The 18,588-nt window shown below is 69.6% G+C and carries 16 protein-coding genes and 4 pseudogenes; 7 read left to right on the top strand and 13 right to left on the bottom strand.

Annotated elements, in window-relative coordinates; genetic code table 11:
- Positions 1–169 precede the first annotated feature (169 nt).
- Together AB0A61_RS39980 and AB0A61_RS39975 are read right to left on the bottom strand one after the other, a co-directional pair.
- Positions 170–544, bottom strand: a pseudogene (locus AB0A61_RS39980) (transposase); the annotation flags it as partial.
- A gap of 53 nt (positions 545–597) precedes the next feature.
- The gene (locus AB0A61_RS39975; protein WP_361304240.1) at positions 598–1,311 is read right to left on the bottom strand and encodes a TetR/AcrR family transcriptional regulator; all 714 of its coding nucleotides are present in this window, start codon (positions 1,309–1,311) and stop codon (positions 598–600) included.
- Between the two features lie 237 nt (positions 1,312–1,548).
- On the opposite strand from AB0A61_RS39975, the gene AB0A61_RS39970 reads away from it, so the two are divergent.
- Complete coding sequence (locus tag AB0A61_RS39970; RefSeq protein ID WP_361304237.1) at positions 1,549–3,009, top strand: APC family permease; 1,461 nt, start codon at positions 1,549–1,551, stop codon at positions 3,007–3,009.
- Between the two features lie 8 nt (positions 3,010–3,017).
- Here AB0A61_RS39970 and AB0A61_RS39965 read toward each other — a convergent pair whose 3' ends face one another.
- Entirely contained in the window at positions 3,018–4,202 is a 1,185-nt protein-coding gene (locus AB0A61_RS39965) for an IS110 family transposase (RefSeq protein ID WP_361304249.1), read from the bottom strand.
- A 304-nt stretch (positions 4,203–4,506) separates the two neighbouring features.
- On the opposite strand from AB0A61_RS39965, the gene AB0A61_RS39960 reads away from it, so the two are divergent.
- Both AB0A61_RS39960 and AB0A61_RS39955 read left to right on the top strand, forming a co-directional pair.
- Positions 4,507–6,156 (top strand): amidohydrolase, encoded by a 1,650-nt coding sequence (locus AB0A61_RS39960; protein WP_361304234.1) that lies wholly within the window; start codon positions 4,507–4,509, stop codon positions 6,154–6,156.
- Between the two features lie 214 nt (positions 6,157–6,370).
- Positions 6,371–6,837, top strand: a pseudogene (locus AB0A61_RS39955) (transposase); the annotation flags it as partial.
- Between the two features lie 26 nt (positions 6,838–6,863).
- Here AB0A61_RS39955 and AB0A61_RS39950 read toward each other — a convergent pair.
- Entirely contained in the window at positions 6,864–7,727 is an 864-nt protein-coding gene (locus tag AB0A61_RS39950; protein ID WP_361304246.1) for an IS30 family transposase, read from the bottom strand.
- Positions 7,724–7,870, bottom strand: a complete 147-nt coding sequence (locus AB0A61_RS39945; RefSeq protein ID WP_361304243.1) for a helix-turn-helix domain-containing protein — start codon at positions 7,868–7,870, stop codon at positions 7,724–7,726. Before AB0A61_RS39945 ends, AB0A61_RS39950 begins: the two co-directional genes overlap by 4 nt.
- 164 nt (positions 7,871–8,034) lie before the next feature.
- On the opposite strand from AB0A61_RS39945, the pseudogene AB0A61_RS39940 reads away from it, so the two are divergent.
- Both AB0A61_RS39940 and AB0A61_RS39935 read left to right on the top strand, forming a co-directional pair.
- Positions 8,035–8,857, top strand: a pseudogene (locus tag AB0A61_RS39940) (IS5 family transposase).
- A gap of 97 nt (positions 8,858–8,954) precedes the next feature.
- A pseudogene (locus tag AB0A61_RS39935) lies at positions 8,955–9,398 on the top strand (transposase); the annotation flags it as partial.
- 239 nt (positions 9,399–9,637) lie between these two features.
- Here AB0A61_RS39935 and AB0A61_RS39930 read toward each other — a convergent pair.
- The 8 genes from AB0A61_RS39930 to AB0A61_RS39895 all read right to left on the bottom strand — a co-directional run bounded on the left by AB0A61_RS39930 (position 9,638) and on the right by AB0A61_RS39895 (position 16,664).
- Positions 9,638–9,826: a hypothetical protein gene (locus AB0A61_RS39930; protein ID WP_361304231.1), complete on the bottom strand. Its 189-nt coding sequence runs from the start codon at positions 9,824–9,826 to the stop codon at positions 9,638–9,640.
- 272 nt (positions 9,827–10,098) lie between these two features.
- Positions 10,099–11,220 carry a 3-oxoadipate enol-lactonase gene (pcaD, locus tag AB0A61_RS39925; RefSeq protein WP_361304228.1) on the bottom strand — a complete coding sequence of 374 codons (1,122 nt, stop codon included), beginning with the start codon at positions 11,218–11,220 and terminating at the stop codon, positions 10,099–10,101.
- Positions 11,217–12,557, bottom strand: coding sequence for a 3-carboxy-cis,cis-muconate cycloisomerase (pcaB, locus tag AB0A61_RS39920; protein WP_361304225.1), 1,341 nt, complete (start codon positions 12,555–12,557; stop codon positions 11,217–11,219). Before pcaB ends, pcaD begins: the two co-directional genes overlap by 4 nt.
- Positions 12,554–13,156 (bottom strand): protocatechuate 3,4-dioxygenase subunit alpha, encoded by a 603-nt coding sequence (pcaG, locus tag AB0A61_RS39915; protein ID WP_361304222.1) that lies wholly within the window; start codon positions 13,154–13,156, stop codon positions 12,554–12,556. The genes pcaB and pcaG overlap by 4 nt, the downstream gene beginning before the upstream one ends.
- Before the next feature lie 5 nt (positions 13,157–13,161).
- On the bottom strand, positions 13,162–13,935 hold the full coding sequence (pcaH, locus tag AB0A61_RS39910; RefSeq protein ID WP_361304219.1) for a protocatechuate 3,4-dioxygenase subunit beta: 774 nt from the start codon (positions 13,933–13,935) through the stop codon (positions 13,162–13,164).
- Between the two features lie 112 nt (positions 13,936–14,047).
- A complete protein-coding gene (locus AB0A61_RS39905) occupies positions 14,048–15,268 on the bottom strand; it encodes a thiolase family protein (protein WP_361304216.1) in 1,221 nt (406 codons plus the stop codon).
- Positions 15,265–15,909 (bottom strand): CoA transferase subunit B, encoded by a 645-nt coding sequence (locus AB0A61_RS39900; RefSeq protein WP_361304213.1) that lies wholly within the window; start codon positions 15,907–15,909, stop codon positions 15,265–15,267. Before AB0A61_RS39900 ends, AB0A61_RS39905 begins: the two co-directional genes overlap by 4 nt.
- Positions 15,909–16,664, bottom strand: a complete 756-nt coding sequence (locus AB0A61_RS39895; protein ID WP_361304211.1) for a CoA transferase subunit A — start codon at positions 16,662–16,664, stop codon at positions 15,909–15,911. Before AB0A61_RS39895 ends, AB0A61_RS39900 begins: the two co-directional genes overlap by 1 nt.
- A 192-nt stretch (positions 16,665–16,856) precedes the next feature.
- Between AB0A61_RS39895 and AB0A61_RS39890 the strand changes: the two genes are divergently transcribed.
- Positions 16,857–17,321: a MarR family transcriptional regulator gene (locus tag AB0A61_RS39890; protein ID WP_361304208.1), complete on the top strand. Its 465-nt coding sequence runs from the start codon at positions 16,857–16,859 to the stop codon at positions 17,319–17,321.
- 82 nt (positions 17,322–17,403) lie between these two features.
- Positions 17,404–17,889: a hypothetical protein gene (locus tag AB0A61_RS39885; RefSeq protein ID WP_361304205.1), complete on the top strand. Its 486-nt coding sequence runs from the start codon at positions 17,404–17,406 to the stop codon at positions 17,887–17,889.
- The last annotated feature ends 699 nt before the right edge of the window (positions 17,890–18,588 follow it).

Below are 18,588 nucleotides of genomic sequence, written 5' to 3'. Positions count from 1 at the left end.
ATGGCCGATGGCCGCGGCCTCGCTAGCCAGGTAGAGCCGACGGCGGCGCTCGTCGAGATGCGGCAGAATCCGATCGAACTTGGCCCGCAAGGCGGAGACGGGTGGACGCACGGTCATGGTCCACCGTCCCACCAACTCCGCCTGAACAAGCACTAATTGAAATACAAGCCCCTGCGGTGCCGGAGTACTGCCGCTGCACGCCGGCCGAACGGACGCCCTTCTTCAGAAAGCCGGTGTCATCGACGATCAGGACCGCATCACGGTCACCGAGGTGTTCCACGACGTAGTCGCGCACGTCGTCCAGGACCTCGTCGGCGTCCCACTCGATCCGGTTCAGCAACCGGTGGATGCGATCGGGACCCGCGTGCCCGGCCTCCTCCGCCAGCGTCCACCCGTTCTTCCGCTCCAGCGGAGCGATCAGGCCCCGCATGTAAGCCAGGGCCGACTGACGCGGCTCCTCCCGGTTGAACCGATGTAGAAACCGCTCATGCAGTACGTCCAGTTCACCGGTCCAGAGGCCGACATCAGCAAGGTCCCCACCCATAACCACACCAACGACTGAGCTGGCCAGCAGTCACGGCAAGCACCGTTGCAGTACTAGGACATGGGCGGAGACTGCCGTCGGCGCAGCATGGTGAGGTGCGCCAGGAGCGCGTCCAGCGTGTCGGGGAATGGCGAGCCGCCCATGAGGTGTAGATGCTCGCGCACCTGGTGGAGGTTCGGGTACTGCCCGGCGGGCAGGTGGGAATTGACCTCCTGCCAGACCCGGCTCTCCTGATCGCGCTGCTGCTCGCTCAGATCGCGGACGTCCGCGTCGACAGCGGCGTGCGCGAGGACCGTATCGATGAACATACGGTAGTGGCGCACCGCCTCGGCGGGGCCGAACCCGGCTTGGAGAAGGATGCCGATCCCGGTGTCGACGGCCCGGGACTCGGCGGGACCGGCGGTCACCCGAGAGGCTCGCACGGCGGCCAGGCGCGGGTGCCGCAGCACCGAGCGGTGGACACGCACCCCGAAGTCCCGGAGCGATGCGACCCAGTCCCCGCCGGAGGTGAACCCGGCGAGGGACTCGCCGATCACTTTGTCGGCGACGGCGAGCAGCAGGGTGTCGGTGTCAGCGAAGTAGCGGTAAACGGCGCTGGGGTCGCAGCCCAGCGCCGCCCCGAGACGGCGCACCGTCAGCGCATTGCCGCCGGGCGCCTCGATCAGCTCGAGCGCCGCCGCGACGATCAGGTCCTCGCTCAGCACGGTCCCGGTGCGCGTCGGGCGCCGGCGCCGGCGCCTGACGGGGACGCGATCAGATGCGGTCATAGCAGCCTCCTGATACGGCGGTTCGCCGCCCCTGCTCCAGGGCGCGGACAATCCCGCGAACATCTTACGACAACTTATTGACGTAAATGTGGCGGGGTTGTTCTATCGGCGCACACCACTCGTCCACCACCGCCTGCTTGCCGGGCCCGGCGCCATCGCCTGGGCCGGGACGGTGGGGTTCCACACAAGGAGCGCGCTTTGGCCACTGTTCCCGAGACCGGGCCTTCCGACACAACGATGCGGCGCACGCTAGGCGTGTGGGACGGGATGGCGATCGCCGCGTCCAGTACCGCGGCGACGACCAGCATCGGCATCGGCATCGGCGCCTTGGCGGTGTACGCGGGCCGCCAGACACCGGCGCTGTTGATTGTCGCGTTCCTGCCGATCTTCGGGATCGCCATGTCGTATGCGCGGCTGAACCGCACCGAGCCGAACTGCGGCAACGGCTACACCTGGGTCGGGCGCTCGCTAGGCGCATGGCCCGGGTTCCTGACGGGCTGGGTCGTGCTGGTCGCCAACGTGGTCTTCATGGCCTACACCAGTGCGGTCACCGGCTCGGTGATCCTGCAGTTCGCCAACAAGGTCCATCTGCACCGCCTGCTCGGCGTCGCTCTCGACCCCGGTTCGACCGGCGTCAGCACCGTGGTCGGCCTGGTGGCCCTTGTCGCGGTCACGATCACCGCCGTGACGGGGGTACGGTCGGCGACCCGCCTGCAGTGGTGGCTGCTGGCCTTCGAGTACTCCGTGCTGCTGATGTTCTGCATCTGGGCGCTGATCACAGGGCACCAGTCGTTCTCGTTCAACTGGCTCAACCCCTTCGCGATCGGCTCACTCCACTCCCTCGCGCAGGGCCTGGTGCTGGCGGTGTTCATCTACTGGGGCTGGGACGCGGCGTTCACCGTGAACGAGGAGACCAAGGACGCCGCCGACGCCTCCCGCGGCGGACTGATCGCGCTGGTGGCCATGCTCGGGCTCTTCGTGTTCGCCGCGATCGCCTTCCAGCGTGTCATGGGCAACGGCGAACTGATCACCCAGGGCCCGCAGGCGCTCGCCTTCCTCGGTGGCAAGCTCGCTCCGGAACCGTGGGCGTCCCTGCCGCTGGCCGCGCTGATGTGCTCGGCCTTTGCCTCGCTGCAGTCCAGCGTCATCCCGACCGCCCGCGGCGCGCTCGCGATGGGCCGCGACCAAACACTGGGAAGGATGTGGACGAAGATCCACCCCAGGTTCGGATCCCCGGCCGCCGGCACGATCGTGATCATGGCCCTGTCCGCGGCCGTCGCGGTCCTCGCGGTCGGCATCCCGAAGATCAACATGGTGATCCTGACCGCCGTCAACTCCATCGGACTAGTCGTCGCCCTGTACTACGGGCTCACAGCCCTGGCCTGCGCCGTGCGGTTCCGCAGCGCGCTGCACGAAGGCCCAACCGAGGCACTGCGCTCGGTCATCGTCCCGGCCCTGAGCGCGCTGATCCTGTTCGGGCTCGGCGCCTACCTCGCCTGGCAGTACGCGACCACGAGCCACCACTTCCAGGCGACCCCGGACAACGGCTGGTTCATGCTGCTAGTCCCGTCGCTCTTCATCATCAGCGGCCTGATCGCGGCCGGCTACGCGAAATGGCGCCGCCGCTCCGCCTACTTCACCACCGGCCACGGCACGGACGCCGACGCCATCGCCCTGCCCATGGACCAGACCTCCTAATGACGTTGTCAAGCCGCCGCTGTGACCGGGAGTCCGTCTTGGTAGCACCGTCCGTCACGAATCAGTGCCCACAGGACGTTCACGCGTCGACGGGCCAAGGCGAGGACCGCCTGGACGTGGCGTTTGCCCTCGGCGCGCTTGCGTTCGTAGAAGCGCCGCGAGGCATCGCAGTTGCGGATGCTGATCAGCGCGGAGGTGTAGAAGACGCGTTGGAGGCCGCGGTGGTAGCGACGCGGCCGGTGCAGGTTGCCGCTGACGCCGCCCGAGTCCCGGGGGGTCGGAGCGACGCCGGCCATGCTGGCCAGCCGGTCGGCGGATCCGTAGCGGCTCATGTCCCCGGCGGTCGCCGCGAGGAACTCTGCGCCCATCAACGGGCCGATGCCGGGCATGCTCTCGATCACTTCGGCGAGTTCGTGCTCTCGGAACCGGGCCGCAATGAGCTTGTCGATCTCGGCGAGCTGCTCGTTGAGGCCCATCACCTCCTTCGCCAGGGCGTGGATCACCTGCGTGGTGATCTTCTCCCCGGGAAGCGCGGTCTGCTGTCGGTCGGCTGCCGAGAGAGCCGCTTCGGCCAGGGCCTCGGCTCCGCGGACATGGCGGTTTCTGAGCCAGGTCTCCAGCCGTTTGCGGCCGGTGCGGCGGAGAGCAGCGGGTGTCTGGTAGCTGGTCAGCAGGACCAGCACGTTGCCCAGATCGAGTACTCGTTCCAGGGCGGGAAAGGTGCTGGTCAGGTGGCCGCGCAGGCGGTTGATTCGCCGGGTGCGGTCGGCGTTGATGTCGGCCCGGCGGCCGGTGAGGACGCGCAGTTCAACGGCGTGTTCATCGTCAGGCCGCAGTGTGGTCAGGTCCCGGCGCATGCGGGCCTGGTCGGCGATGACGATGGCGTCCTTGGCATCGGTCTTGGCGGTGCCTCGGTAGCCGGCGGCGGCTCGGTTGACCGCGAGACCAGGTATGTAGACGAGCTGCTGGCCATGGTTCAGCAGGATGTTGATCCACAAGGCTGCCATGCCATCTGCGACGTCGACCGCCCAGACCACGTCCTCGTCGATGGCCATCACGTCGGCGAACAGGGCCAGGAGCTCCGGCTCATCGTTGAGTACCCGCCGCGACAGCAGTCGTTTGCCGTCGGCGTCGAGCACCACGCAGTGGTGGTGGGTCTTGCCGATGTCCGTCCCCGCCCAGATCAGGGCCACCTGTTCCTCCGGTCGTTCGAGATTCGCGGTTCCGGACGACCTCGCCAGCATGGTCCCACTCAGCGATGCACCCGCAGGGGCCCACAGCTCCTAATCAGCAGCCGAGTCGTCGTGAGACGCCGGGCGGCCAGGTCTGCTGAACCATCTTGTGCAACCGACTGAAAGCCATACCCGGCGTCTCTGGATCTCAGGACCTTACGACGGCCCGTCCAACCCACCAACAACGTAGGACCGACTGACCGTCACCTGGCCCACTCCTAGGCGCCCCCCATTCCGTGCCCCCACTCTCCCGGAGGAACCACACATGCATGCCGACACCGCCGCCGATCTTGTTTTCACCGGTGGGCCGATCTACACCGTCGACCCCATCCGCCCCCGCGCCACCGCTCTCGCCGTCCGCGGCGAGCGGATCGTCGCGGACGGCCACGACGAGGTCCATGCCCTGATCGGACCCAGGACCGAGATCGTCGACCTGCACGGACGCCTGCTCATCCCCGGCTTCCAGGACGCTCACGTCCACCCCGTCGGCGCAGGCATCGAAATGGGCCAGTGCCAGCTCGCCGGCGCGAGCAGCACGGAGGAGTACACGGCCCGGATCCGCGCCTACGCCGACACTCACCCCGACCAAGTGTGGATCACCGGCGGCGGCTGGTCCATGGAGGCATTCCCCGGCGGCTCCCCCAACCGCCACCTTCTGGACACCCTCGTACTCGATCGGCCCGTCTACCTGATCAACCGCGACCACCACGGCGCCTGGACCAACAGCCGCGCCCTCCAGCTCGCCGGAATCACCCGCGACACCCCCGACCCCGCCGACGGGCGCATCGAACGCGACCCCGACGGCCACCCCACCGGCATGCTCCAGGAAGGAGCCATGCACCTGGTCGCCGACCACATCCCCGCCGTCACCCTCGACGAGCAGCTCAGCGGTCTGCTGCGCGCCCAGAGCGTGCTGCACGCCCACGGCATCACCGCCTGGCAGGACGCACTCCTGGGCGACCACGCCTCCACCGCCGACCCTGCCCCCGCCTACCTGCGCGCCGCGCACGACGGCACGCTGACCGCCCGGGTCCGCGGTGCCCTGTGGTGGGACCGGGCCCACGGCCTCGAGCAACTGCCCGAACTCCTCGAACGCCGAAAGAAGTTCACCGCCGGCCGGCTCAATGCCTACACCGTGAAGATCATGCAGGACGGCATTGCGGAGAACCACACCGCCGCCATGCTCACCCCCTATCTCACCGCCTGCGGCTGCGCTTCCGACAACACCGGCATCTCGTTCATCGACCCGGCCCAACTCGCCTCCGTCGTCACCCACTTGGACGGTGAGGGCTTCCAAGTCCACTTCCACGCTCTCGGCGACCGCGCCGTACGCGAAGCCCTCGACGCCGTTGCCGCCGCGCGCCGCGCCAACGGCTGGACCGACAACCGGCACCACCTCGCCCACCTTCAGGTCGTTGACCCCGCCGACATCCCCCGCTTCCGCGAACTGGGCGCCACCGCCAACATCCAGGCGCTGTGGGCCGCCCACGAACCCCAGATGGACGAGCTGACCATCCCGTTCCTCGGCCCGCAGCGCGCCGCCCGCCAGTACCCCTTCGCGGACTTGGTGAAGAGCGGCGCGACCCTGGCGGCGGGCAGCGACTGGCCCGTCTCCAGCCCCGACCCGATCGCCGCCCTGCACACCGCCGTCAACCGGCACGAACCAGGCTCGAAGCGGCCCGTCTTCCTCCCCGAGCAACGCATCACCCTGCACGCTGCGCTGACCGCCTACACCGCCGGCAGCGCGTACGTGAACCACCTCGACGACACCGGAACCATCACCGTCGGCAAGCTCGCCGACCTCACCGTCCTGGACCGTGACATCTTTGCCCACCCCGCAGACGAGATCGGTGCCTCCCGCGTTCAGCAGACCTTCGTCGGGGGGCGCCGCGTTCACGCCGCTCCCGATGCCTAATGGGACCTGCCGGGTCGGAGGGACTCGGTGACGTAGCCGCCAGCAGGTGAGCACTTTCGACGCCGGAACCACTGCGAGGGGAGTGTAAATCTAACGGCGGATCCGACGATCATGGGAGAGACGTCAAGTGTCTGATACTGACGTGGAGTTGGAGACCGTGGAGCCTGTCGAGAGTGCCCAGTCCGGGCAGCCTGCGCCCGTGTCCGACGAGCAACTGGTCGCGACGCTGGTGGAGCGGGCCCGGTCGGAGGGGCTGCAGCTGACCGGGCAGGGTGGGCTGCTGCAGCAGCTGACCAAGCGGGTCTTGGAATCTGCCTTGGAAGGTGAGATCACCGATCACCTCGGTTATGAGAAGCATGATGCGGTCGGCCGTGGCAGCGGCAACTCCCGCAACGGGGGCCGAGCCAAGACCGTGTTGACCGACGTCGGGCCGGTCGAGATCAAGGTCCCGCGTGACACCTCGGGCACGTTCGAGCCGCAGATCGTCAAGAAGCGGCAGCGGCGGCTCACCGGAGTCGACGAGATGGTGCTGTCGCTGTCCGCGAAGGGCTCACGCACGGCGAGATCGCCGCCCATCTGGCCGAGGTCTACGGGGCTGAAGTGTCCAAGCAGACCATCTCCACCATCACCGACCAGGTCATGGACGGTATGGCCGCCTGGCAGAGCCGCCCGCTGGACCGCGGGCGGTTTCCAGTGATCGTTGCGAATCAGTCGTAAGCGAGTGCCGTTGACCAGTCTCGCATGGCCTCGGCAGGGGTGCGGTCGCCGAGGACGCGGCGGGGGCGTTCGTTGAGCTGGCGGGCGACTTGCGCAAGGTCGTGCGCTGTGTATCGGGCCAGGTTGGTCCGCTTCGGGAAGTACTCGCGCAGCAGTCCGTTCGTGTTCTCATTCGTGCCTCGCTGCCAGGGCGAGTGCGGGTCGCAGAAGTAGATCCGGAAGCCGGTCATGTCCTCTATCTCCTCGTGCAGGTAGAGTTCGCGGCCCTGGTCCCAGGTGAGGGTGCGTCGCAGCGCGGCGGGCAGTTGCGCGGTCTGCTCGGCGAGTGCGTCGCGTACCTGCGGCGCCTTCCAGCCGTGGGGCAGGTGGATGAGGCGCACGTAGCGTGTGGCCCGGTCGACCAGGGTGCCGATCGCGGAGGCGTACCCCTTGCCGATGATGAGGTCGCCCTCCCAGTGACCGGCCATGCTCCGATTGTCGGCCTCGCGCGGACGGGTGTGAATGAGCCGCATGCGCGGGATGGCGTTCTTGAGGGGTATGCCACGGCGCTGCTTGCGACGGCGGGTGCGTGCCGTGCGTAGCTTGGCGGTGCGCTTGTCGAGGAGCCCGTTGTAGAGGGCACGGTAGATCGTCTCCGGACAGGCGTTGAGGACCGGATCGCCGGCGTGGTGGCGGGCGAGCTGACGCGAGATCTGCTGCGGGGACCAGTGCTGTTGAAGCTTGTCGTTGACGAACTTGCGCAGTGCCGTACTGGCCTGGAATTTCTCAATTTTCGGGCGTCGTCTGCGTAGGATCGCCTGGTTGTGGGCCCACCAGGGGTTATAGGCGCCGTCGGCCTTGCGGCCGCGCTTCAGCTCTCGTAGATCGTGGAGCGGTGCTTGCCGAGCTCGTCGGCGATCGCGGCCGCGGAGCGGCCGGCGTGCACAGCATCGGCGATGGCAATCCGGTCGTCCTGGGTCAGATAACGGGCATCGATAGGCTTGTCGGGCAAGATCATGCTCCCAGCCTTGATGAACCACACCGACCCGCAGCTGACGGATACGCCCACCTGGCGGGCAGCGGCTGCCCCTTTCAGGCCACCTCTACGCAGTTCGAAGTACCTCTTAGAGGTCCTAACAGAAGTTGTTGATCACGTGCCTTTCGGCGTGGAGGGTCGTTGGTCTGGTCGTGGGGAAACGACAGTCGCGGCCTTGGATCGTGTCGGACGAACTGTGGTCGCTGATCGAACCGTTGCTGCCCGAGCCGGGGCCGAAGCTGGTGGAGGGCCGGCCCCGGGTGCCGGACCGGCAGGCGTTGTGCGGGATCCTGTTCGTGCTGCATACCGGCATCCAGTGGGAGTACCTGCCGCAGGAGCTGGGCTTCGGCTCGGGGATGACGTGCTGGCGGCGGCTGGCCGCGTGGAACGAGGCCGGCGTGTGGGAGAACTGCACCTGGTACTGCTGAAGAAGCTGCGGTCGGCGAAGAAGCTGGACTGGTCGCGGGCGGTGATCGACTCCTCCCACGTGCGGGCGGCCCGCCGGGGCCCAAAAGCGGTCCGAGCCCGGTCGACCGGGCACGGCCGGGCAGCAAGCACCACGTCCTCACCGATGGCCAGGGCATCCCGCTCGCGGTGTCGCTGACCGGCGGCAACCGCAACGACGTCACCCAACTGCTGCCGCTGCTGGACAAGGTCCCCGCCGTGGCCGGAGTCGTCGGCCGTCCGCGCCGACGGCCGGACATGCTGTTCGCAGACCGCGGCTACGACCACGACAAGTACCGGCGGCTGCTGTGGCAGCGCGGCATCCGCCCCGTCATCGCCGAACGCGGCCAACCCCACGGCTCCGGCCTGGGCATCTTCCGGTACGTCGTGGAGAGAACGATCGCCTGGCTGCACGGCTTCCGTCGCCTGCGCATCCGCTGGGAACGGCGCGACGACATCCATGAGGCCTTCCTCGGTCTCGCCACCTGCCTGATCACCTACCGCCACGTCCAACGCCTTTGTTAGGACCTCTTAGGCACACTCAGCGGCAGCTGGTTCGGCGCGTACCTGGGCATGACGTGGCCTCCATCGGGTTGTCGCGACGACCGATGGAAACCGCCGCGTCTACCCGGTCTTGTTCGTCGATGCGATCAACGTGAAGATCCGCGACCAGCAGGTCGCCAACCGGCCGATCTACCTGGTCATGGCGGTGACCGTGGAGGGCGAGCGGGACATCCTCGGTATCTGGGCCGGCGACGGCGGCGAGGGGGCGAAGTACTGGCTTCAGGTGTTCACCGAGTTGAAGAACCGCGGCCTCGAGGACGTGCTGATGCTGGTCTGCGACGGATTGAAGGGCCTGCCCGACGCGGTGGAGACGGTCTGGCCTCGAACGATTGTCCAGACCTGCATCGTCCACCTCCTGCGGAACTCGTTCCGCTACGCCGCCCGCCAGGACTGGGACAAACTCGCCAAGGCCCTCAGGCCCGTCTACACCGCCCCTACGGCGGAGGCGGCCGAGGAACAGTTCTTGGAGTTCACCGAAGCCTGGGGAAAGAAGTACCCGGCGTGCAGGGCGACCCGGGCCAGGTCAGCCCCGGACCGCTGCGGCGGTTCCTCGGCGAGCCGCTCGCTGGGGGTGGTCTTCTAAGTCATCGCGGCCTCCTATCGGCGTCCGTAGGTCATCAGCGAGCTGCGGGCGCCGTTCGCCAACTGCAGGGCGCGCCATACCAGACCAGCACCGTAGATGCCCTCCGCCCCGTCACGGCCGATGGAGGTGACCCTAGAGGTGATCAGGGTCGTCTCGCCTTACAATAGCTCGCCCTGGGCGGTGGTCCGCAGGTCGCGCAGTTCGTCCTCGCTCAAGTCCTGGGCCCGCAATGGCTCGTCTGCGGCCTCAGCCGGGTCTTGGGGGTTGACGCCGTTGGCTACCTCGCGGACTCGGGAGAACGCGGCCTCGACCTCGCGCTGCACGGCGCAGCTGGTGGGGCCTGCCAATCGCTGTCGAACTGCTTGCTGCGGGCGCGGACCTCCCCTCGCACCGCCGCGGCCTTCCCTCGTGCTTCCAACACCGCCCGCATCGGCGGCATCCGCCATCCCCACGACGTCTCGGGCAGCAACGGACCGAGACTTCCGTACCAGCCGCCATCTCATGTCGGACCTGCGGAAACCCTGCTGTAGCCATCTACGGGAGGCGGGCGCCGCGCCGGAACCAGCTGGCCGGTGGTTGTCAGCGGCCGCCACGACCAGCGTGGGCTCCTTCGCCGCCGTCAGCCCGCCTCCTCCTCGTCCAAGACCCGCTGGGCCGTCGCGAAGGCCGAGTTGGCGGCTGGCACCCCGCAGTACACGGCGGTCTGGAGCAGCACCGCGCCGATCTCCTCTGGGGTGAGCCCGTTGCGCTGGGCGGCCCGGAGGTGCAGGGCCAGCTCGTCGTAGTGGCCGTGCGCGACCAGCGCCGTCAGGGTGATCACGCTGCGTTCGCGGCGGGTGAGGGTCGGGTCGGTCCAGATCTCGCCCCACGCGTAGCGGGAGATGAAGTCCTGGAAGCGGGCGGTGAACGGGGTCTGCCGGGCCTGCGCCCGGTCCACGTGGGCATCGCCCAGGACCTCCCGGCGCACGGCCATCCCGCTCGCGGGCAGCCCGTCGAGCTGGGTGCGCAGCGCGGCCAGGACGGCCCGCGGGCACTCGGCCGGAGCTAGATGGGAGGCGTCGGGCAGCTCGATCAGGGTCGCGCCCGGCACCGCGTCGGCGATCTCCCGCAGATGTGCGGGCGGTGTCGCGGGGTCCTCCCGCCCCGCCACTAGGAGGGTCGGTACCGTGATGCCGGCGAGCTGGTCGCGCAGGTCGAACGTGGCGAGCGCGTCGCAGCAAGCGGCGTACGCCTCGCTGTCGGCCTCCCGGTGGTCCCGCACGAGGTCTGGCACGGTGAACCCGGGGGTGAACCAGCGGGTGTCGGCGCTCTCCGCTAGTCGTTGTAGGCCCTCCCGGCGCACCTGCTCGGCCCGCTGCCGCCAGGACGCGCTGCCGCCGAAGTGGGCGGAGGAGCAGATGACCGCCAGGGAGGAAAGCCGTTCGGGATGGTGGACGGCTAGGTGCAGGCCGACGGCGCCGCCTAGGGACACGCCCGCGTAGGCGAAGCGGTCGATGCCGAGCGCGTCGGCGAGCGCGAGGACCAGGGCGGCGAGGTCACCAACGGTGGCGCCGGGACCGATCAGGTCCGGCGCCGACCCACCGTGTCCCGGCAGGTCCCAGCGCACGACTCGGTGTGCGCTGGACAGTTCGGGCGCGATGCGGTCCCACAGGGCGGTGGACGTGCCGAGCGAGGGGCCGAGCAGCAGCGGGAGGGCGGAAGGCGGGCCTTCTTCGAGGTGGTTGAGGAGTTTCACGGTCAACGTCGCTCCAGGGCACGGTCGGTGAGGGGGCCGGCGAAGCCGGTGTAGTGGGCGGGGTCGGTGAGGTCGCCGAGATCGACGCCCTTCAGCTCCGGCTCTTGGGCGAGGAGTTCCGCCAGAGTCCGCTCCTCGGTGTGTGCGCGGCGGGCCAGTTCGGTCAGGAGCTTCTTGGCGCGGGCCCGGCCGAGGCGGGGTGCCAGCGCGGCGGACAGCCGCTCGGAAACGATCAGCCCCCGGGTGAGGCCGAGGTTCTGGCGCATCGCGGCGGGATGCACGCGCAGCCCCTCAGCCAGCCCGGCCACGTGGCCGGCCGCACCGCCCACCAGCCGCAGGAGGTCGCGCAGCGGCTCCCACTCGGCGTGCCAGGCGCCAGCCGGCCGCTCGTCCTCGGCAACCAGACAGCCGTAGAGCGTGGCCGCGAGGTGGGGGGCGCGCCGGGCTGCGGACACGAGGAGGGTGGCGCGCACCGGGTTGGCCTTGTGCGGCATGGCGGACGAGCCGCCACCACTGCCCTCGCTCACCTCGCCGGTCTCGGTACGCGACAACGTCAGGACGTCCAGGGCGAGTTTGCCCAGTGCCCCCGCCGTGAAGACCAGACACCCCGCCAGGTCCGCGACCGGAGTGCGCAGCGTGTGCCAGGGCAACTCGGGTACGGCGAGGCCGACTTCCCGAGCGTACGCACGCGTGAGAGCCGTCTCGTCCTTGGCCCCGAATGCTCGAAAGGCCGCCAGCGTCCCGGCGGCACCGCCGAGTTGGGCGGGGAGCGAGTCGCGTACCCGGGAGACGCGGTCGCGTGCGTCCAGGACCAGCGCGCGCCATCCAGCCACCTTCAGCCCGAAGGTGGTCGGTACAGCGTGCTGGGTGAGTGTCCGTCCCGGCATCACCGTGTCCCGGTGCCGGGCGGCGAGCCCGGCCAGCGCCCGCTCGGCGCGCCCGAGGCCGGCCAGGACTGGGCCGAGGGTGCGCATAGCGACCAGCATCGTCGCAGTGTCCATGACGTCCTGGCTGGTAGCGCCCCGGTGGACGTAGGGTCCGTACTCCTCGCCGACCGCTGCGGTCAGGTCGGCGACCAGCGGGATCACCGGGTTACCGCCGTCCGCGGTCCGCGCGGCCAGCGAGCGGATGTCGAAGTTCGCCGGGTCGGCCGCTTCGGTCACCGCAGCGGCCGCCTCGGCGGGAGCGAGACCGAGGGCGGCCTGGGCGCGGGTGAGGGCGACCTCGGCGTCGAGCAGGGCCCGCAGGTACGCGGTGTCGCTCGTCGCGTGCGCGGCCGGGGCACCGGCCCACCCTGGGCCGAGCAGGCCGGTGTCGCTGTCGTCGGGTGCGTCGGGTGTCACTGGTACTCCAGGAAGACCGTCTCGCCTTCGCCCTGAAGACGGATGTCGAAACGGTAGGTGCCGTTGCCCTCGTCGCCGGCGACCAGCGTGTCGCGCCGCTCGCCCGCCTGGGTGAGCAGCGGGTCTGCAGCCAGCGAGGCCCGGTCGTCCGGGAGGTAGATGCGGGTGAACAGGTGCGTGAGCAGACCGCGGGCGAAGACGCACACACTGATATACGGCGCGTTCTGCCCACGGGCGCCCGGGTGCAGGGTGCGGGCGTACCAGTGGCCGTCGGCATCGGTCTGGACACGGCCCCAGCCGGTGAACTCCACACCGTTGCGGCCGAGGTGGCCGCCGGTGGCGGGGTCGCGCCGCATGGAGCCGTCCACCCGCGCGACCGCGCCGTCGGGGCGCGGCGCCCACAGTTCCACGAGCGCGTCGGGCAGCGGATCACCGTTGCCGTCGAGGACGTACCCGTGGACGGTGACCGTGTCGGGGTGGCCGAGTGGGGCGATCTCCTCGCCGCCGCGGAAGGGCAGGGCGTGGCCGTAGAAGGGGCCGACCGTGTGGGAGGGGGTGGGCGGCAGCTGCTCCGGGCCGCTCGTGTCGATCTTCGTCATGGAGGTCACCGTCCTTCTTCCGTCCAGGTGGCGGCGGGGCCGTCGAGCACGATGTCCCAGCGATAGCCAAGGGAGAACTCCGGCACCGACAGGCTGTGGTCGTAGGTGGCGATCAGTCGCTGCCGGGCTGCGTCGTCCGTCACGGACTGTAGGATCGGGTCGTACGGGAAAAGCGGGTCGTTCGGGAAATACATCTGCGTCACCAGCCGCTGGGTGAACGCCGTGCCGAAGACCGAGAAGTGGATGTGGGCGGGGCGCCAGGCGTTCACGTGGTTGCGCCACGGGTACGGACCGGGCTGGATGGTGGTGAAGCGGTAGCGGCCCTCGGCGTCGGTGAGAGTGCGGCCGACGCCGGTGAAGTTCAGGTCGAGCGGAGCGTCGTGCTGCTCGCGCCGGTGGGCGTAGCGGCCAGCCGAGTTGGCCTGCCAGATCTCGACCAGCTGGCCGCGCACTGGGCGCCCGTCGCGATCCAGCAGCCGTCCGGAGACGGTGATCCGCTCTCCGATCGGTTCCCCAGTGTGCTGCCGGGTGAGGTCGTTGTCGGTCTCGGTGATGTCGCGCTCCCCGAAGGCGGGGGAGTGCAGTTCCACCAGTTCGGGGTCCTTGCTGGTGTCGATGGCGACCAGGGGCTGCTTCGGGTGGCGCAGCACCGAGGAGCGGTAGGGCGCGTAGTCGCGGCGGGGGTGGTGCTCGACGGGCGCGCTGTCGGCGACGCGCTTCTCATGCGCGGCGTGCTCGGCGACGATTTCGAGGTCGATGTCGGCTTGGGTGAGGCTCATGGGGTGTTCCTGGGACTCCAAGTGGTGTGACGGTGCCCGCGACGGGCGCGGAGCTGGATCGCTGTGCGGCTGCGCCGTGCGCGCGAGCGGGGCGGGCTAGCTGGCGCAGTGCTCAGCGTTCGAGGACAAGAGCGAGGCCTTGGCCCACGCCGATACAGAGGGTGGCGACGCCGGTGTCGGAGCCGCGCCTGGCGAGCTGGTGGGCAACGGTGCCCGCGAGCCGGGCGCCGGAGGCACCCAGCGGATGTCCCAGCGCGATCGCCCCGCCCTGCGGGTTGAGGATCGCCGGGTCGAACTCGGGCCATTCGGCGAGGCAGCCGAGGACCTGGGCGGCAAAAGCCTCGTTCAGCTCCAGGACCGACAGGTCGTCGAAGCACTTGCCCGCCTTGGCAAGAGCCCGGTCGACGGCTGTGACGGGAGCGAGCCCGAAGTAGTGCGGCTCGAGGGCGGACACGCCGACCGCGGTGACCCGCGCCAGCGGATCCCGGCCGGTGGCTTGCAGCCCCTCCTCGTCGGTGAGGAGAAGCGCCGCCGCACCGTCGTTGAGCGGAGACGCGTTGCCCGCAGTGACCGTGCCGCCCTCGGCACGGAACGCCGGCTTGAGCTTCGCCAGCGCGGCGAGGGAGGCGTCCGGCCGGACGCACTCGTCGGCGGCGAATGCGACCGGCTCGCCCTTGCGCTGCGGCACTGGGACGGACACCAACTCTGCGTCGAACAGGCCTTGCTCCTGGGCAGCGGTGGCCTTGCGGTGGGAGGCAAGGGCGAACTCGTCCTGCCGCTCCCGGGTAATCTCATGCTTGTCGGCGATCAGCTCGGCACTCTCGCCCAGCGGGATGGTCCACTGCGGGTCCATCGCCGGGTTGACCATGCGCCAGCCGAGCGTGGTCGAGTACAACTCGGTGTGGGCGGTCGGGAACGGCTTGTCCGGCTTCGGCAGGACGTACGGCGCCCGGGTCATGGACTCCACACCGCCTGCCACGGCGATAGAGGCGTCGCCCGCCGCGATGGCCCGGGCCGCCTGGATCACCGCCTCTAGGCCGGAGGCGCACAACCGGTTGATCGTCACGCCTGGCACCGAGGTCGGCAGCCCGGCGAGCAGGGCCGCCATGCGGGCGACATTGCGGTTCTCCTCACCGGCGCCATTGGCGTTACCGAAGTAGACGTCGTCGATTCGGGCGGGATCCAGCCAGGGAGTGCGAGCCAGGAGCGCGCGGAGGATGTGGGCGGCCAGGTCGTCGGGGCGGACTGCCGACAGACCGCCGTTGTAGCGACCGAACGGGGTGCGGACGGCGTCCACGAGGTACACGGGCTTCGGGGCGTAAGTGCGGTTCACAGCACATCCTCCGCCACGGTCAGTTCCGCATCAGTCTTGGCGATGACATCGTCCACACCCACACCGGTCGCGGTCTCTACGAGCACGAGACCCTCGTCGGTGACGTCCAGGACGGCCAGATCGGTGATGACCCGGTTCACGCACGCCTTGCCCGTGAGCGGCAGCGTGCACTCCTTGAGGATCTTCGCTGAGCCGTCCTTGGCGGTGTGTGTCATCACCACGATCACCTGCCGGGCACCATGCACCAGGTCCATCGCGCCGCCGATCCCGGTGACCAGCTTGCCCGGCACCGCCCAGTTGGCCAGGTCGCCGCTGGCGGAGACCTGCATGGCGCCGAGCACGGCCACGTCGATGTGCCCGCCGCGGATCATCGCGAAGGACAGGGCCGAGTCGAAGAAGGAGGCGCCCGGCAGGACCGTCACGGTCTCCTTGCCGGCGTTGATCAGGTCCGGGTCGACCTGGTTCTCGGTGGGATACGGGCCGGTGCCGAGGATGCCGTTCTCGGACTCCAGGACCACCTCGACGCCTTCGGGCAGATGGTTCGGGATCAGCGTCGGCAGACCGATGCCGAGGTTGACGTACTGGCCGTCGCGCAGCTCGCGCGCCGCGCGCGCGGCCATCTCCTCACGTGTCCAGGCCATCAGCCGCTCACCGTCCGCCGCTCGATCCGCTTGTCCGCCGCCTGCTCCGGCGTCAGCGCCACCACCCGCTGCACGAAGACGCCGGGCAGATGCACCGCGTCCGGGTCGATCACGCCGGGCTCGACCAGCTCCTCCACCTCGGCGATGGTGACCTTGCCCGCCATGGCGGCGAGCGGGTTGAAGTTCCGGGCGGACCTGTTGAACACCAGGTTTCCGTGCCGGTCGCCCTTCGCGGCCCGCACCAGCGCGAAGTCAGTGCGGATGCCGCGCTCCAGCACGTACTCCGCGCTGTCGAACTCGCGCACCTCCTTGGGCGGCGACGCCAGCGCGACGCCGCCCGAGCCGTCGTAGCGCCAGGGCAGCCCGCCCTCCGCGACCTGGGTGCCGACGCCGGCCGGGGTGTAGAAAGCGGAGACGCCGGCGCCGCCGGCGCGCAGCCGCTCGGCGAGCGTGCCTTGCGGGATCAGCTCCACCTCCAGCTCACCGGCCAGGTACTGGCGGGCGAACTCCTTGTTGGCGCCGATGTAGGAGCCGGTCACCCGGGCGATCCGGCCGGCGGTCAGCAGCACGGTGAGGCCCGACTCCATCGCGCCGCAGTTGTTCGACACCACGCTCAGGGCGCCGACCCCGCGCTCGTGCAGCGCCTGGATCAGCACGTTCGGCACACCGCTCAGTCCGAACCCACCGACCGCGAGGGACGCGCCGTCCGGCACATCGGCCACCGCCTCCAGGGCCGTGACGACCACCTTGTCCATCCGTGAAGCTCCGTCTTCAGTTCATCAGTGCACTGATAATCGGTGCACTGAGTATTTCGTGAGGTGCTGCTCACGCTGCCACCGGAGACCGGGACCGTCAAGGCCTGATTTTCTGGCGGAATGCCTAGCAGGACAGCCGATACATGGACGATGTACGATCAGTGCACGAACGAACTGACCAGGAGAGTGCGTATGGCCGCCGTGGATATCGCCACCCATCCCGGACACCTGGCAAGGCGGCTACAGCAGGCGCACTACCTGCTGTGGAACACCATGGTCTCGGAGGAGATCACCTCGCCGCAGTTCGCCGTGATGAACGCGCTCATCGCCGAGCCGGGACTCGACCAGCGGACCGTGGGGGAGCGAGTCGGTCTTGACCGCTCGACCATCGCCGAGCTCATCGGCCGGCTCGGCCGCCGCGAGCTGCTCCACAAGGTGCGCGATCCGCAGGACGGCCGGCGCTTCGTGCTCCGCCTCACCGACGAGGGACTGCGCACCCACCGCAAGCTGACCGTGCGCACCGCCCGCATGAACCAGGTCTTCCTCGCTCCGCTCTCGGCCGAGGAACAGACCCAGTTTTTCGACCTGATCCGTCGGGTCGCCGACGCCGCGGAGCACCTGCGCGACCCGTCCGAGCCGCCGACCGCCCACGGCTGACCGCACCTCATCCGCGCGCGGAGATGGTCGCGGATTGACACGGATGGTTACCGGTAGTTCGTTGAAACTGACAAGAGAAAGCATGGCGTTCTGGGATCTGCGCGCACCCATCGCCCGCGACGCCGACAGCTCCGGTGATGCCGACACCGGCGAGGACACACTGACCGTGCTGCAGCACGCCGAACCTGGACACGGCACCAAGAAGCCCGGCCGCAGCCGCAAGAGCAAGCGCACCAAGCAGTCCCCGCGCAAGCGGCGTGTCCGCGTCATCCGAGAGCCCGCCCACAAGCAAGCCCCCGGCACCAAGGAAGAGCCGACCAACACAGCTGACGCCAACGCCGCACCCGACCGCATTCCAGCGCCCAACTGGAAGGAAGACACCCTCCGCTGGGAGGTGTCGATGAAGCACCAGAACCGCTGCCCGAACCCGCACCAGCACCGCGCCATCATCGAGGCGGGCGGCGAGTGCAAGCCGGTCTTGGTTCCCGTCAAGGCACACGTCAACGGACCCAAGGGCCGCGACGTCGATCCTCGCCGCACGGTACGCATCGTCCCCGACCGCCCCTAACCCGCCTTGGGACGTCCCGCCCGCTCCCCCCGGGGGCTTCTCCCGGCCCCGGCCCCGGTTCCGCGTTCGCGGTACCGGGGCCGCCCCATGCCCGCCTTCTGCTGCGTCAACGCAAGGAACAGTCCGCCCCTGGCCCTGGCTGTCCATCGCACCCACCCACCGCCCCGGCCGACACGTCTGCGTCCCCGAGGCCGCCCCGGCGGCGCCCGCTGTCCCGGCCTGCCGCCTGGCGTCTGTCCCGACACGCCGGGCTCCGCCACTGGCGGCCGGCACTTGCCCGGCTTGGTTGCCCCCAGGCCAGTGTGCGGGGCATCGAGAACGCAGCTCCCACCCCCGGCCATCGGCGGGCGTGGTCGAGCCCCACCGGCGAAAGCCCGGCCGGACGCGATCTCGCACTCTTCCTGCCACCTCAGCACAGGAGTTGCCATGCCCGCGCCCACCCACTCGATGGCTCCCGCCCGGCGCACTGCCGCGGCCGCGCCCGCCTAGCCGGCCCCCTACGACGGTCCCCGCGCCGTGGCCGCCGACTTCTTCACCCTCGCCCGAAGCGGCCGTGCGCAGACCACGCCGCCGTCCTTCCGCGACGGCGCCAGCGTCAGCTGCCCGGTCATGTCCCGCGGGGTGCAACGCCGTTGCATTAGCCGTCAGGCCCGGCGTCAATGTCTCCGTCCTTGACCATCTTGAAGTCCAGCGTGTACG

It is taken from the genome of Streptomyces sp. NPDC046197 (assembly GCF_040646295.1).
Taxonomy (GTDB): Bacteria; Actinomycetota; Actinomycetes; order Streptomycetales; family Streptomycetaceae; genus Streptomyces.
The sequence above is the reverse complement of the archived record's forward strand: the minus strand, read 5'-3'. Positions and strand labels throughout refer to the sequence as shown.

Coding starts and splice junctions, on each gene's coding strand:
- AB0A61_RS39885 (WP_361304205.1), top strand. CDS start 17,404: ATGGCGTTCTGGGATCTGCGCGCACCCATCGCCCGCGACGCCGACAGC.
- AB0A61_RS39945 (WP_361304243.1), bottom strand. CDS start 7,870: ATGATCTTGCCCGACAAGCCTATCGATGCCCGTTATCTGACCCAGGAC.
- AB0A61_RS39890 (WP_361304208.1), top strand. CDS start 16,857: ATGGCCGCCGTGGATATCGCCACCCATCCCGGACACCTGGCAAGGCGG.
- AB0A61_RS39960 (WP_361304234.1), top strand. CDS start 4,507: ATGCATGCCGACACCGCCGCCGATCTTGTTTTCACCGGTGGGCCGATC.
- AB0A61_RS39900 (WP_361304213.1), bottom strand. CDS start 15,909: ATGGCCTGGACACGTGAGGAGATGGCCGCGCGCGCGGCGCGCGAGCTG.
- pcaH (WP_361304219.1), bottom strand. CDS start 13,935: ATGAGCCTCACCCAAGCCGACATCGACCTCGAAATCGTCGCCGAGCAC.
- AB0A61_RS39895 (WP_361304211.1), bottom strand. CDS start 16,664: ATGGACAAGGTGGTCGTCACGGCCCTGGAGGCGGTGGCCGATGTGCCG.
- AB0A61_RS39970 (WP_361304237.1), top strand. CDS start 1,549: ATGCGGCGCACGCTAGGCGTGTGGGACGGGATGGCGATCGCCGCGTCC.
- pcaG (WP_361304222.1), bottom strand. CDS start 13,156: ATGACGAAGATCGACACGAGCGGCCCGGAGCAGCTGCCGCCCACCCCC.
- AB0A61_RS39975 (WP_361304240.1), bottom strand. CDS start 1,311: ATGACCGCATCTGATCGCGTCCCCGTCAGGCGCCGGCGCCGGCGCCCG.